9 protein-coding genes are annotated in these 14,469 nt (G+C 71.5%); all 9 read right to left on the reverse strand.

Annotated features, from left to right (window positions below):
- Window position 1: 1 nt before the first annotated feature.
- The 9 genes from AB0I51_RS20340 to AB0I51_RS20380 are packed head-to-tail and all read right to left on the reverse strand — an operon-like array spanning window position 2 to window position 14,419.
- Window positions 2-1,291, reverse strand: a complete 1,290-nt coding sequence (locus tag AB0I51_RS20340) for an O-antigen ligase domain-containing protein (protein WP_362976972.1) — start codon at window positions 1,289-1,291, stop codon at window positions 2-4.
- A 1-nt stretch (window position 1,292) separates the two neighbouring features.
- On the reverse strand, window positions 1,293-2,828 hold the full coding sequence (locus AB0I51_RS20345; protein ID WP_362976974.1) for a right-handed parallel beta-helix repeat-containing protein: 1,536 nt from the start codon (window positions 2,826-2,828) through the stop codon (window positions 1,293-1,295).
- Window positions 2,825-4,792: an alginate lyase family protein gene (locus tag AB0I51_RS20350; protein WP_362976976.1), complete on the reverse strand. Its 1,968-nt coding sequence runs from the start codon at window positions 4,790-4,792 to the stop codon at window positions 2,825-2,827. The genes AB0I51_RS20345 and AB0I51_RS20350 overlap by 4 nt, the downstream gene beginning before the upstream one ends.
- Window positions 4,789-6,978 (reverse strand): bi-domain-containing oxidoreductase, encoded by a 2,190-nt coding sequence (locus AB0I51_RS20355; RefSeq protein WP_362976978.1) that lies wholly within the window; start codon window positions 6,976-6,978, stop codon window positions 4,789-4,791. Before AB0I51_RS20355 ends, AB0I51_RS20350 begins: the two co-directional genes overlap by 4 nt.
- 15 nt (window positions 6,979-6,993) lie before the next feature.
- Window positions 6,994-8,928: an asparagine synthase (glutamine-hydrolyzing) gene (gene asnB / locus AB0I51_RS20360; protein WP_362976980.1), complete on the reverse strand. Its 1,935-nt coding sequence runs from the start codon at window positions 8,926-8,928 to the stop codon at window positions 6,994-6,996.
- A gap of 2 nt (window positions 8,929-8,930) precedes the next feature.
- Window positions 8,931-10,484: a Wzz/FepE/Etk N-terminal domain-containing protein gene (locus AB0I51_RS20365; RefSeq protein WP_362976982.1), complete on the reverse strand. Its 1,554-nt coding sequence runs from the start codon at window positions 10,482-10,484 to the stop codon at window positions 8,931-8,933.
- Window positions 10,481-11,851 carry a Wzz/FepE/Etk N-terminal domain-containing protein gene (locus tag AB0I51_RS20370; protein WP_362976984.1) on the reverse strand — a complete coding sequence of 457 codons (1,371 nt, stop codon included), beginning with the start codon at window positions 11,849-11,851 and terminating at the stop codon, window positions 10,481-10,483. Before AB0I51_RS20370 ends, AB0I51_RS20365 begins: the two co-directional genes overlap by 4 nt.
- On the reverse strand, window positions 11,848-13,113 hold the full coding sequence (locus tag AB0I51_RS20375) for a glycosyltransferase family 4 protein (protein ID WP_362976986.1): 1,266 nt from the start codon (window positions 13,111-13,113) through the stop codon (window positions 11,848-11,850). Before AB0I51_RS20375 ends, AB0I51_RS20370 begins: the two co-directional genes overlap by 4 nt.
- Window positions 13,103-14,419, reverse strand: a complete 1,317-nt coding sequence (locus AB0I51_RS20380) for a nucleotide sugar dehydrogenase (RefSeq protein ID WP_362976988.1) — start codon at window positions 14,417-14,419, stop codon at window positions 13,103-13,105. The genes AB0I51_RS20375 and AB0I51_RS20380 overlap by 11 nt, the downstream gene beginning before the upstream one ends.
- Between the last annotated feature and the right edge of the window lie 50 nt (window positions 14,420-14,469).

A 14,469-nucleotide genomic window follows, 5' to 3' on the forward strand; every position in this document is an offset into this window, starting at 1 on the left:
CTCAGTTCACCTCCGATCCACGGGCCCAGCGCGGGACGCGCCGTCGAGGGGCTTCGGGCAGCGCGAGCGGAACGGCCCGGGCGGGTGCCGCCAACAGCGAGGCGGCCAGGGCCAGATGGAGCAGATAGGGCGAGGCGTCGCCGAGGCCTGCCTCGGTGTACGAGGCGATCGCGCAGTAGCTGATCAGGAAGATCGCGCAGGCCCGCTGCAGCGACGGCGGGCGCAGCAGCGCGACACCGCCCAGCACGACGATGATCACCGCGACGAGGGTGACACCGATCAGGCCCTGTTCGTTGTAGACGGCCAGCCAGCTGTTGTCGATCGGCAGCCCGCCGAACGACTTGTCGCCCAGGCCCACGCCGAACAGCTGCTGCGCGGTCGACCGGGGCTCGGCCAGCAGGGCGTTCCAGACCTTGGCCCGGCCGGTGAGACTGGAGAAGTTCTCCTGGCTCTGTCCGCGCAGGAACCACGTCTGCAGCGCGGAGGCGAAACCGACCGCGGCCACCACCGAGATCAGCACCGCCCAGGTGAAGAAGCGGCGGGCCGCGCCGCTGGTCAGGATGAGCGAGCCGATCGCCAGCGTCAGCCCGAGCAGCAGGCCGAGCGTGGCCGTCCGGGTGTGGGTCAGCGCGAGCAGCACCAGCGACGGCACGATGACCAGCACGGCGCTGGTCCGGTCGGTCCGCTTGCCGATGACGAGCAGCGCGGTGAGCCCGATGATCACCGCCGCGTACTGCCCGATCTGCGGCGGGGTGAGCGGCCACAGCGCGCCGACGAGGCGCCCGCCGTAGAGGCCGGGCAGGGCCTTGCCCGGGGAGACGAGCAGGCCGAGGGTCACCGAGCCGAGGACCGCGAAGTACGCCCGGATGTGGTACCGGACGAACGTGAGGCTGCCGTCCCACCAGCGGCTGAGCAGCCACAGGGTGCCGACGAAGAGGGTCAGCCGGAAGCAGCGGAACAGCGCGCCCATCCCGGACTCCAGGCTCGCGCTGGAGATCACGCTGGACACCAGCAGCAGGCTGAGCAGCAGCACGTAGGCGCTGGACCGGACGCGCACCCGCTGGTTGACCAGGAGTGCCAGGCCGAACGCGGCGACCAGCGAGCCCATCGTGACCATCTGGATGAGGGAGCGGGGCAGCGGGACGATGGTCTTCGCCCCGGCGGAGCCGAGCGTGTTGAGGACCAACAGCCCCCAGACGATCCCGACGATCTTCGGTGCGGCGGCGGGGCGCGGTTCGGCGGCGGGCAGCTTCGCTGCCGTGTCCGGTCCGCGGGTCAGGTTCTCGCCCATCTCAACCACCGGCCTGTAGGTCGAGGGTGCTGTCCTTGTCCTGCAGGTACGGCGTCGCCTGCCACTGCCCGAAGTCGAGCACCTTGCTCTGGTCCTCGGCGACGAACTTCCACGGCCCGACGTAGGCGTTGCCGTGCCAGCGGTTGTGCTGCTGCTCGGTGATGGCGTCGGCCACCCCTTCGCCGTGGTACGGCGACCAGTCCGGATAGGTGCCGTAGTTGGACAGCACCGCCATGCGGTCGCACATCTCCGTGCACTTGACCACGGACTCGTCGAGCACGAAGCGGTTGTCGTGGATGTCCACCCACTGGGTCTTCCACCGGCAGTCCGAGTAGAGCGGCGCCTTGGCGATCGCCGGTCGCACACAGCTGCTGGTCTTCTTCACCAGCAGGGTGCAGTCGCCGGACGAGGTGTTGGCCGGGCTGTTGCAGAACCGGTCGGCGTTCTCCCACAGGGTGATCCCGGACCAGTTGTCGTCCAGGACGTTCCCGTAGATCTCGATCTTGTGGGTGCGGGCCTTGACCCGTGGTTCGCCGCCGGACTCGGACAGATAGATCGTCGCGTACGGGAAGTTGTCGCCGCTGTCGGCCGCCTTGCGGCCCTCGACCCAGTTGTTGCGGCGGATCGTGTTGTCCCGGATGACCGCGTTGTAGCTCGTCTCGTAGATCAGCGCGGCACCGTCGTTGGCCTCGATCACGTTGTTCTCGATGAGGAAGTCGTTGTTGTTGGTGTCCGCCCACAGCCCGGTGCCGCGGTTGTCGTGCACCCAGTTCCCGCTGATGTCGGCCCCGTTGACCTCCCAGAACTTGATGCCTCCGGTGCAGCCGCAGCCCTTCTGCTTCCGCTCCCAGTCACCGGTGTTGTTGCCGACGATCTCGTTGCCCTGGACCACCAGCCCGGTGAGGGGGCCGTTGCCCTTGTAGGCGTTCATGCCGTACTGGCCGTTGTCGCGCAGGCAGTCGGCGCGGACCTGCTGGCGGGCACCGGCCATCAGTCCGGCGCCGGAGTTGTCCTTGATCGTCGTGTGTTCGACGATCCACCCGTCGGCCGAGTCGTGGTTGACGACGCCCTCGTCCTGGGGCGCGACGAATCCCTGGACGGTGAGATAGCGGATGGTGACGTCGGCCGCGTTGCCGGTGAAGGCGTACTGGTTGACCTTCCGGCCGTCGAGCACCGCGCCGGGCGCGCCGATGTAGTGGTCCCCCTTCTTGGGGATGACCTGGGCGTAGCGGTCCCGTTCCAGCTTGTGCGTGCCCGGCTTGAGCCAGAACGTGGTGTTCGGCGGGCTCTTCTTGGTCTTCGCCGCCAGATCGCCGACCACTGCCGGGTCCACGGTCACCGCGCCCGTCGGCGCCTTCGCCGGTCCTGCGGCGGGGTTGGCGCAGACCCGGGCCACGGACCGGGTCGCGGAGGTGGACGTGGACGGCGCCGCGTCCGGCTTCGTCGCGGCCGGGGCGCTCGACGTGTTGTCGCAGCCGGTGACCGTCAGGAGGAGCAGCGCCAGCGGTGCCACCGCCGGTGCCCAGTGCCGTCTCATGTTCCGCACTCGCCCCCCTGGCCGCGGAACCCGAGCACGGTGGTGAACCCGTCCGTGCCGTCGGAGGAGCCGGTGCCGATCAGTGTGGTGGTGGGTTCCTTGCGCCCGAATCCGGCGGAGTACCAGCCCAGCGGCGGTTCGCTCTCGCCGCGGTGCGCGCGCCAGGACAGCTGCTGCGGCAGGTCGAGCACCGCGGACCGCCCCTCGCCGTCCCGGATCCAGGTGAGCACCGCGCGGTGTCCCACCAGGTCCGCGGTGATCGCCGGGCCGAGGTGGAACGCCAGTCGTACGTCCCGGCGCGGGCCGGTCACCTCGTCGACGATCCTCAACTCCTGGCTCGCGGACGTCAGTTCCACCCGGCGGCGGTGCACCGAGCCCTGGTAGCCGTCGTGCTCTGCGGCCCAACGGGCCACCCCCACGCCGGAGTTGTCCACGTCCAGGACGCGGGTGCGGGCGTGCCGGGTCCACAGGAACGGGCCGCCGGAGACGGACTGGTCACCGCCGTCCAGCTGGAGGGTGTTGTGGCCGAGGGTCGAGCGGAAGTACTGCCGCCACTCGGGCTGCCCGTGGTAGCAGTACGTCCCCGGGTCGGCGAGCACGTCCACCCCGTCGTGCCGGACCTCCACGGACAGCGCGTCCGCGTGGGCGTGGGCGGCGATGGACAGGAAGCCGTGCGGACCACCGTCGCAGCGGCACCAGATCTCCTCAGGACCGCGCAGGACGGTGAGCCCCGCGTCGGCGAAGTGGGCGGGTCTGGTCGCCGGGCGGGCGGCTGCCTCCGTCGCGTACGGCCGGACGAGCGCGGCCAGCAGCGGGGTACGCACGTCGGTGCTGGTCACCTTCGGCCACCAGTCGAGTCGGCCGAACACGGCGTCGCCGGTGGCAAGGAGCGAGCCCCAGCGGTCGGTGCCCTCGCCGTCCAGGATCAGGCCGAAGCCGTCGTCCGCGTCCCCCTGGCGGGGCGGGCGCAGCCGATTGTCCACCACGGCCGCCAGCGCGTCGGTCATCCGCAGCAGTACCAGCCGGAGCGACTCGGGGACCGGCACGTCGGCGGCATCGGCCTCGGTCAGCGCGGCCAGGCCGAGTTCCAGGACGAGGCCGTGGTACTCGGTGGCCAGCTCGCGGTTGAGGCCGGAGTCGAAGGTGTTGGCGCGCAGCTGCCGCTCCAGCGAGCGAAGCGCGTCGGAGCGCCAACGCGCCGAGGAGGGGAACCAGTTGAACGCGCAGGCCGCCGCGAACTGTCCGGCGGTCTCGGCGATGACGTGATTGTTCGCCGAGGAGCCCCGGCTGGGGAAGGCGGCCAGCCAGCGCTGATGGTGCCAGATCTGGTTCAGCGCGACCGGGTTGTCCTCGAACAGCTCGGCCGCGCCTGGCCAGCCGTCGAGCAGCCGGCGGATCCACACCCAGGACAGCAGCCGGATGCCCAGCTCGATGCCGCTGATCCAGTGCACGCCTCGCAGCGGCGGGTTGGCCGCCCACCAGGACCGCAGGTGCGCGGCGACGCGCTCGGCGTACCGCTCGTCCCCGGTGACCGCGTAGGCGGCGGCGAGCACGGTGAGGTACTGGTGCCGCGACGGCTCCCAGATCTGCTTGATGTCCCCGGCCAACTCCTCGTTCCGGTACGGCACGTCGAAGGCGTAGCCGGACGGGGCCCGGCGCCCGGTCTTCGGGTCGTACGACCAGTCCGGGTCCATGAGGTCGTCGCGGTCCACACCGAAGAACTCGGCGTACCCGGCCATCAGTTGGTCAGCCTGGGCGACGAGACGTTTCGCGGCGTCCGGGGGCACCTCGGCGATCGTCCCTGCGGGCAGGACGGCGGTGAAGCGGGCGCCGGTCACGCTCGGGCAGTCGGGCCGCGCCGACCGCCAGCGCCGTCTGCGCACGGTGTCGCCCGCCCGGCCCGCGATCTCACGCGGGCCCATCCGGGAGAGGCGGCGCAGGTACCAGCCCGCGCTCATGGTCATGGCGTCCTCGCCAAGGTCACCGGCGCGCCGCCGGCCAGGCCGGGCCCCACGGCGAGGGTGGCCGCCGTGGTGGCGACCAGCGACTCCAGCGGCACCGGCATCGGCCCGCCGGTCCGCACGGCCTTGATGAACGCGGCGAGTTCGGCGTTCTGGCCCTTGTCCCTGGCCTTGGGCAGCCGCGAACTGACCCACTTCTTGCGGCCGTGGACCGAGGCACGGACGAAGTCGTCGAGCCGCAGCACCTTGCCGTCCGCGACCAGGTCCAGCGTCTCCTTGGGGAAACCGGGGGCGCCGGTGGTGACGTAGCTGATGGTGGCGGTGGAGCCGTCCGGGTAGCGCAGGACGACCTGGAGGTCCTCGTTGCCGGGCGCGGCCGTGGCGTACACGGAGACCGGGTCGGCTTCGAGCAGCCAGCTCGCCGTGTCGATGAAGTGGCCGCCCTCGCCGGCGAACCGCGAGCCCTCGGCGCCCTGTTGGAGGTACCAGCTGCCGTGCTGGAGCTTGCCCGCGTTGACGAGGTAGCGCAGGCTCGCCGGACCGGTCCGGGCGCCGAACCGCTCCTTGGCATCCTGCAGCAGCGGCGCGAAGCGGCGGTTGAAGCCCACCTGGAGACGGTCGTTGCCGGACTCCTCCACCGCCGCGAGTACGCCGGCCAGCTCGTCCTCTGTGAGGGCCAGGGGCTTCTCCACGAACACGGTCTTGCCGGCCAGCAGTGCCTGCCGGGTCAGTTCGGCGTGCGAACTGTGCCGGGTGACCACGAACACGGCGTCCACGGACTTGTCACCGAGGACGGCGTCGAGGTCGGTGGTCGCCTTGGCGAAGCCGAACTTCCGCTGCGCATTGGCCCCGGAGAGTGCCGTCGTGGTCACGACGGTCGACAGCTCGACGCCCTCGCGCTGGGTCAGGTGCGGAAGCAGCATCGACGTCGCGTAGTTGCCTGCACCGACGAACGCGAGGCGCACCGGACTCTTCGCGGACCGGGCCGGAGCGGCCGTTCCCTCGCCGCGGCGAACCGCGGGCACGGCCACCGACGGGACCTCCGTCTCCCCCGCTTCCTCCGTCTGCTCGGGGTAGCGGAACAGCACGGCGACGGCCTTGAGTTCGCCGTCCTTCAGGCGCTTGTACGTCTCCACCGCGTCGTCGAAGTCGGCGATGTGGGAGACCAGCGGGTCCACGTCGACCCTGCCGCGGGCCACGAGGTCGAGGAAGCACGCCAGGTTGCGGCGCTCGGTCCAGCGGACGTAGCCGATCGGGTAGTCGCGGCCCTCCAGCTCGTACGACGGGTCGTAGCGGCCGGGGCCGTAGGAGCGCGAGAAGCGGACGTCGAGTTCCTTCTCGTAGTACGCGTTCCACGGCAGGTCGAGGCGGCACTTGCCGATGTCGACGACCCGGCCGCGGTCCCGTGCGAGCCGGGCGGCCAGCTCGACGGGCTGGTTGCTGCCGCCGCCGGCGGCCAGGAAGACCTGGTCCGCGCCGTGGCCGTCGGTGAGTTCGGCTACGGCCGCTTCCACGGCGGCGGAGGCGGGGTCGCCGCAGGCCGCGGCGCCGAGGCGCTCGGCGAGTTCGCAGCGCGCCGGGTCCGGGTCGGCGCCGACCACGCGGACGCCCGCTGCGGTGAGGAGCTGCACCACCAGCTGTCCGATCAGGCCGAGGCCGATGACCAGGGCGACCTCGCCGAGCTGCGGTTCGCCCTGGCGGACGCCCTGCATCGCGATCGAGCCGACGGTGCCGAAGGCCGCGTGCTGGGGTGCGAGGCCTTCGGGGACCGGGGCGTAGAGGTTCTTCGGCACCCAGTTCAACTCGGCGTGCAGCGCGTGCTCGTTGCCCGCGCAGGCCACCAGGTCGCCGACCTTCACGTCGTCGATCCCGGCGCCGACCTGCTCGACCACCCCGCACAGCGAGTAGCCCAGCGGGGTGTAGGAGTCCAGCTTGCCCATCACCTTGCGGTAGGTGGCGGGCACCCCGTTGGTGGCCACGCTCTGCATGACCTTGGCCACCTGGTCCGGCCGGGAGCGGGCCTTGCCCAGCATCGACATGCCGGCCTCGGAGACCTTCATGAGCTCGGTACCGGTGGATATCAGCGAGTAGGCGCTGCGCACCAGCACCCCGCCCGGCTTGCACCCCGGTACCGGAACGTCGAGCACCGCCAGCTCGCCGCTCTTGTAGTTCTGTACAACCTGCTTCACCAGAACTCCTGATTCCTAAGCCGTCGACCGAGTGCTCTGGGCGGAGCCAGAGGTCGCGTCGCGATACCAGTACTCGAGGGTCAGTACGTGCCACAGATGCTTGGAGTAGTCCGCCTGTCCGGCGGCGTCCTCGGCGACCATCCGGGCCAGCGCGTCGCGGCGCAGCAGCCCGGACCGGACGAGCTCGCCGTCGTTGACCACCTCGCGCACCAGCGGTGCCAGGTCCCGGCTCATCCAGGCCCGCAGCGGGGCGCTGAACAGGCCCTTGGGCCGGTACACGATCTCGCGGGGCAGGACCGAGGTCGCCGCCTCCTTGAGGACGGCCTTGCCCTGCCGGCCGACGATCTTGCGGTTGCCGGGGATGGCGAACGCCGCCTTGACGACCTCGACGTCGACGTACGGCGTCCTGACCTCGGTGGAGGCGGCCATGCTGGAGCGGTCCGTGTAGGTGAGGTTCAGGCCCGGCAGGAACATGCGGGCGTCGGTCAGGCACATGCGGTTGACGAAGTCGTCGAGGTCGTTGTCCTGGTAGACGTCCGTGTGTTCGGTGACCACGTCGTCGACCGTCCCGGCGAGGTCCGGGTTGAGCAGGGCGAGCAGTTCGTCCTGGTCGTACATGGTGTAGCTGCGCCGGAACGCGGTCTCCTCCGGCAGATCGGCGAAGGAGAGGAACCGCTTCGCGAAACGCACCGACCGGTAGCCGCGCCGGGCCGAGGCGACCGGCAGCCGGTCCACGACCCCGGACACCCCGCGCCGCAGGGGTCGCGGGACGCGCTGGTAGCGCAGCGCCAGCAGGTTGGCGAAGTGCTTGCGGTACCCGGCGAACAGCTCGTCCGCGCCCATGCCCGAGAGCATCACCTTGACCCCGGCCTCCCGGGCGGCCATGCAGATCAGGTACGTGTTGATCGCGGCGGGGTCGCCGATCGGCTCGTCCAGGCTGTACGTCATCTGCGGCAGCAGGTCGAGCACGTTCGGGGCGATCTCGATCTCGTGCAGGTCGACACCGAACTGCCCGGCGACCTGCCGGGCGTAGCGCAGGTCGTCGGGCATCGCCTCGAACTTGGCGTCCTCGGCGCGGAACCCGATGGTGTAGGCGGAGATCCCGGGCTGGTGGCGGGCAGCCAGCGCGGTGAGATAGCTGGAGTCGAGGCCGCCGGAGAGGAAGGTCGCCACGGGCACGTCGGAGATCAGGTGGCGCCGGGTCGACTCCTCGACGATGGCGGCCAGGTCGGGCTGTTCACCGGCCAGCGCCCGGTCCCGGCCCTCGGCGGCGACGTCCTTCAGGTTCCAGAAGCTGCCGCGCTCCACCCGGCCGTCGGGCCGGCAGCGCAGCCAGCTGCCCGGAGGCAGCTTCTCCGCCTCGCGGAACGCGCAGCGCGAGTCCGGCACCCAGTAGTAGAGCAGGGACGCCACCAGCGCCGCGTGGTCCACCTCCAGCGACTTGCCGGTCGCGGCGGCGAGCGCCTTGAGCTCGGAGGCGAACATCAGGCCCTCGCCGCGCCGGAGCAGGAACAGCGGCTTGATGCCGAGCTGGTCGCGGACGAGCACCAGGTCGCCGGTGCGCTCGTCGAAGATGCCGAACGCGAACATGCCGCGCAGCCTGGGCAGGCAGTCGGTGCCCCAGCGCCGCCAGGCCTCCAGGACCACCTCGGTGTCGGAGGTGCCGCGGAAGCGCACCCCGGTGGCCTCCAACTCGGCGCGGAGTTCGGGCGCGTTGTAGAGCTCGCCGTTGTACGTCAGGGCGAGACCGTCCGAGACCATCGGCTGGGCGCCGGTCTCGGACAGGTCGACGATGGCCAGCCTGCGGTGTCCGAGCTGCACCTCGCCGTCGCCCAGGGGGTGGCCGTAGCGGCCCGAGCCGTCGGGGCCGCGGTGGGCGAGGGTGTCGGTGAGCCGGTCGGTGACGGCCTTTCCGTCCGGCCATCGGTATGTGCCCGCGATGCCACACACGTCTACCGCACCTCCTGGTCGTTGTCCGGGACCCGTGCGGCCCGTATCGGCTGCCGTTCGGTGAGCCGCCGGCCGTCCCCCACTGCCTGAACGGCGTGGGAGGTACCCCCGGCGTTCTGCCAGGTCGGCCGCTCGGTCCGGCCGCGCAGCGCGTTGGCCAGCCCGTCCCACAGGGTGCCGTCGGTCCGGTCGCGCGGATCGGGGTCGATCAGTACGACACCGATCACCGGGATGCGCTGGTCCGCGAGCTGCCGGGCCACGGTGTGCAGCCAGGCTGCGTCGCCGTGCCCGGCGCGGACGACGAGCACGGTGCGGGTGCCGAGGTACTGGAGGTCGGTCCACGCCGTGCCGGGTGCCACCGAGCCGACGCCGATCCGCTGGTCCTGCGGGGACACGGTGGCGGCATGTTCGCCGCCGACCACGGTGGGGTCTCCCGGTTTCGGCCGGCGGCCCGAGAGCTGGGTGCCGGGGAGGCCGTCGACGACGGTCACCGGTCCGGCCTCCCCCAGTGCCCGGGCGAGGCCGAGGGCGATCCCGGCCGTGCTGCGCGCGCAGCCGAGTTCCAGGAGCGACAGCGGTTCCGCCGATCCGCGCGCGGTGCGGGCCAGCGTGGTGGTGAGCCGTTCGCGGGCCACCCGGGTCCGCCGCCGCTGCCACAACCTGCCGGACCGGCGCGGCAGTTCCGCGATGACCGAGGCGCCGAGGTTCGCCGCGATGTCCCGGCGCAGCACGGGCCGGTCCGCGACGACCACTCCGACCGCGGCCAGCGCGAGCCCGAGGAAGAGCCCGAGGACGAGGCCGATCACGCCGTCGGTGACGAGGGCCTTGGGCAGGGAGTGCGCCACCGCGCGCGGGGCGTCCACGATCTGGGTCCCCGCGACGAGTTGGGGCGCGCCGACGCGGGCCTCCTCGGCGCGCTGGCCGAAGTCGGAGATCTGCGAGGTGAGTTCGGCCCGCCGGGCGAAGAGCGACTCCAGGTTCGCCGCGTCCTTGGGGTCGGTGTCGGGCGACCGGCCGCCGATCGACTTGTTGACGTCGGCGAGCTCCGCCTGCATCCGGGCCTGCTGATCGAGCAGGCCCTGGGCGTTGGCGTTGGCGATGTCGTTGATGCGCTTGGCGTGGTCCGCGACGAACGCCTCGGCCAGGGCCTTGGCCCGGGCCACCGCTTCCGCGTCGGTCTTGCCGGTCACATCGATCTCAAGGACGTTGTTGGTCAGTCCGGTGCCCCGGTAGTCCTTCATGAAGTCCTCGGGTTTCTCCGGGGACTTGAGGATCTTCAGGGCCGCACCGGCGATCCGCGAGGTCGCCAGCAGCTGGGCGTCCGTGCGGATCAGCGTGCCGGTGTCGTTCGGCTGGTCCTCCTGGTGCGCGACCAGCACCTTGGTCACGGCGGCCGGGGCCGGGGGCAGCAGGACCGCCACGGCCGCGCCGGCCAGCAGTCCGAGGAGCGCCATGGCGCCCCACAGCCGGCGGCGTCTGCGCACCGCGACCACCAGCGCCTGGAGGTCGAGGAGCGGGGTGGCGGCCGACGACTCCGAAGTCGTGCTCGTCGTCACGCTGAATCTCCTGTCGCGCGGCCGTGTACCGCGAACGTCAAAGTGGCGTCGTCGGAAAGTCGGTCGGTGGTCTCCGCCGACCGGATACGGACCGTGCCGGCGACGACGACACCGACGAGCTCGTGGCCGCCGTCCACGCACGCCTCGGCGATGCCGGCGAGTTCCCCGGCGGTCCAGCTCCCCGCGCTGAGGACGGCGAGGGCACCGGACTCGGTGTCGCGGTCCGGCACGATCGGCCGGTCCACCGAGACCTCCACGATCCGCAGCTGCGGGTCACCGATGGCCTCGGCGACGAGCTGTCCGGCGGCCAGCCGGGCGACCTCGTCGCCTTCCGGTACGACGACCAGCAGCCGCCGGGGGGCGGGCAGTTGGTCCCGGAGGCGGGCGCACACCCGCCGGTAGCGGATCCGCCGCTCGGCCTCGTCGCCGGACCGCTGCGGGGCCGGCACGTCCCACCGGACGTCGGTGCCGAGCAGCCGACGGAGCCGGGTCCGCGGGCCGTGGCTCTCGGGCCGGTGCCCGTGCCGGTCGCCGGGCACGTCGACGGCGCCGAGGAACGGCGAGCCGAGCGCCGCGGCGATCTCCGGTTCGGTGCGCAGCCGGCGGCTCACCCGCGCGGCGGCGAGATGGCCCACGACCGCGAGCACGAAGAACAGCAGCGCCCCGCCGACGATGAGCTGCGTCCTCGTCGGCGCTGCCGCGCCGTTCGGCCGGGGCGCCGGCCCCATGACGACCATGTTGGCCTTGGCGCTCGCCGGGTTGGCCTCCTCCAGCTTCTTCATGGCGTCCTGCAGCCCGGTGCGCAGGCCCTCCAGCTCCGTGCGGGCCTGCACGCCCTCCACGGTCTGCCCCGGATCGGCCGCCTCGGCCAGCTCGGTGATACGGCGGTTGGTCTCGGCCACCTGCTTCCGCAGCGCCGCTGTCGCCGTGTCCGCCGCGGGGTCGGTGTCGCCGCCCGCGATACGGGTGGCGAAGGTGACGAACTGCTGGGCCAGCTGGTCGGAGAGCCGCTGCGCGCGCTCCGGGGTGTCGGCCGTGCCGGAGACCTTGATGATGTTCCCGTCGTCAGCCTTGGCGCTGACGTCTTTCTGCAGTTCGGTGCCGTCGACGCCCTGCCACTTGAGCGCGGCGGCGGCACGGTCGACCACCGCCGAACTGGTGGCGATGTCCACCTGGGTCAGCAGTTCGCGCTCTTCCCACTGGCCCGGCAGCAGGACCGATGCCTCTGCCGTGTAGCGCGGCGGAAGCAGCAGCACCGAGGTGCCGTAGCCGAAGAGCGCGCCCGCTACGGCGAGGACGGCGAGGAGCCGCCAGCGCCGCCGGAGAATCCGTCCGATCGTGACCAGGCGGATCGTGTCGTCATTCAATGGTGCGGCCTCTTCCCCGTACGGAGCGGCCCACCCGCCGACACCGGGGCTTGGTCCCGGCAGGCGGCGGCATAGGCGGCGAGCAGTGACGCTTGAGAGTTCTCCCAGGACAGCGGTCCGCTGATCCGCTCCTGGCCGATCGTGCCCATCCGGGCCCGCTTCTCCGGGTCGTCGAGGAGCAGCGCGACGAGCTTGGCGAACTGGGCCTCGTCGTTGGCGGGCGCGTAGACGGCGGCGTCACCGGCGGAGACGCGGGCCTCCCGGAGGTCGAACGAGACGATCGGCCGTCCCATCGCCATGTACTCCAGGACCTTGTTCATGGTCGACACGTCGTTGAGCGGATTGTGCGGGTCGGGGGAAAGGCATACGTCGGCGGTGCACAGGTAGCGCACCAGGTCGGCGTCCGGGATGCGGCCGGTGAACTCCACCTGCTGGGAGAGACCGAGCTCGCGGGACAGTTCGACCATCGCGTCGAAGGCGTCGCCGGCGCCGACGAAGACGGCGTGCCAGTCGGTCCGGCCGACCTCGTCGCGCAGTTTCGCGAGGGCCCGCAGGGCGTAGTCGACGCCGTCCTGGGGGCCCATGACGCCGAGATAGCACAGGAGATGGGGCTTGCCCTGCTTCAACTCCGGCTCCGGCGGCACCGGTTGGAACCGGTCGGTGGCGGGCGCGCTGCGCACCACGAAGACGTCCTCGGGCCGCTGGCCGCCGCGGCGCAGCGCGACGTCCTTGTAGCTCTCGTTCGTGGCGAGCACGATGTCCGCGGCCCGGTAGGTCCGCCGCTCCAGCGCGCACACGGCGCGGTAGAGCAGGTCCTCACCGCGGTCGAACCGCGAGAGGTACAGCTCGGGCACCAGGTCGTGCTGGTCGAAGACGAAGCGCGCGCCGCGCCGCTTCATCCACAGGGCGGGCAGGAACAGCAGGTCGGGAGGGTTGCAGGCGTGCACCACGTCGACCGGGCCGACCTTGCGGGCCAGCCGGAGCGTGTGCCACAGCGCCGATCCGTACTCCCGCAGATAGCCGGCCGGTCCTCCGGTGGCCGCGCGCAACGGGTAGCGGTGGATCCGCACCCCGTCGATCACCGCCTCGGCCTCCGTGTCCCGCTTCTCCCCCCGGGGGCAGATGACGTGCACCTCCCAGCCCGCGTCGCGCAGCGTGGCGCACTCCTGCCACACCCGCCGGTCGAAGGGGACCGACAGGTTCTCCACCAGGATCAGCGCGCGACGCTTTGTGCCGTCGCCACTGGTCTCGTTACCAAGCAAGGCCTGTGTACCCCGGTTCGGTCCGGCGCGCCTCGGCGTCGGGAAGGCGGATGAGGTCGATGATCGCCGGTCCGCCCGCATGGGGCAGCGCCGACAGTACGGCGGGGTCCTTGGTCCCCACCAGGCACACCTCGGCGTGCTCCAGCACCTCGTCGACGGAGTCGGCGAGCAGCTGCGCGAGGTGCGGCAGCCGGCTCTCGATGTACTCGCGGTTCGCGCCGAGCAGCCGGGAGAGGCTCACGTTGGCGTCGTAGATCTTGAGGTCGTAGCCCTTGCCGAAGAGCCGCTCCGCGAGTTCGACGAGCGGGCTCTCGCGGAGGTCGTCGGTGCCGGGTTTGAAGGAGAGTCCGAACAGGCCCACCTTGCGCTTGCCGGTGCGCTCGACCAGGTCCACCGCGCGCTGGAGGTGGTCGGAGTTGGAGGCCAGCACGTGGGAGAGGATGGGCACCGAGACGTCTGCCCGCTGTGCCGCGTGGACCAGGCTGCGCAGGTCCTTGGGCAGGCAGGAGCCGCCGAAGGCGAAGCCGGGGCGCAGGTAGGCGGGGCTGATGTTCAGCTTGCGGTCGGCGAGGAACACGTCCATCACCTGGTGCGAGTCCACGCCGAGGGCCTGGCACACGGCGCCCAGTTCGTTGGCGAAGCCGATCTTGAGGCCGTGGAACGCGTTGTCGGCGTACTTGATGGCCTCGGCGGTCGGGACCGGCACCCGGAACACCTCGCCGGGCAGACCCTCGTAGAGCGCCGCCACCGCGTCGCCGCTCGCCGGGTCGAGTTCACCGATGACGGTCTTCGGCGGGTCGAAGAAGTCCTTCACGCTGGTGCCCTCGCGCAGGAACTCCGGGTTGACCGCGACCCCGAAGTCCACCCCGGCGGTGCCGCCGACGTGCTTCTCCAGGATCGGCACCAGCAGGTTCAGGCAGGTGCCCGGGAGCATGGTGCTGCGGAACACGACGGTCTGCCGTCCGCCCCGTTCGGCGAGCGCGGCGCCGATCTCCTCGGTGACCCGCTCCAAGTAGGTGGTGCACAGGCTGCCGTTGGGCTCCGACGGGGTGCCCACGCAGATCAGCGACACCTCGCTGCCCGCGATCGCCTCGCGGACGTCGTCGGTGGCGCGGAGCGCTCCGGTCCGTACGACTTCGGCGATGAGTTCGCCGATACGTTCCTCCACCACGGGTGCCTTGCCGTCGTTGACCAGGTCGACCTTCACCTGGTTGACGTCCACCCCGATGACCTCGTGGCCCATGCTGGCCAGGCACGCGGCCGACACACAGCCCACGTAGCCGAGCCCGAAGACGCTGACTCTCATGACCGGTCTCTCCCCCCAGGCAGGCCCCTGCGGCCTGCGTTCCGCGCGCC

This window comes from Streptomyces sp. NPDC050549 (genome assembly GCF_040655035.1).
GTDB lineage: Bacteria > Actinomycetota > Actinomycetes > Streptomycetales > Streptomycetaceae > Streptomyces.

Coding starts and splice junctions, on each gene's coding strand:
- AB0I51_RS20340 (WP_362976972.1), bottom strand. CDS start 1,291: ATGGGCGAGAACCTGACCCGCGGACCGGACACGGCAGCGAAGCTGCCC.
- AB0I51_RS20345 (WP_362976974.1), bottom strand. CDS start 2,828: ATGAGACGGCACTGGGCACCGGCGGTGGCACCGCTGGCGCTGCTCCTC.
- AB0I51_RS20350 (WP_362976976.1), bottom strand. CDS start 4,792: ATGACCATGAGCGCGGGCTGGTACCTGCGCCGCCTCTCCCGGATGGGC.
- AB0I51_RS20380 (WP_362976988.1), bottom strand. CDS start 14,419: ATGAGAGTCAGCGTCTTCGGGCTCGGCTACGTGGGCTGTGTGTCGGCC.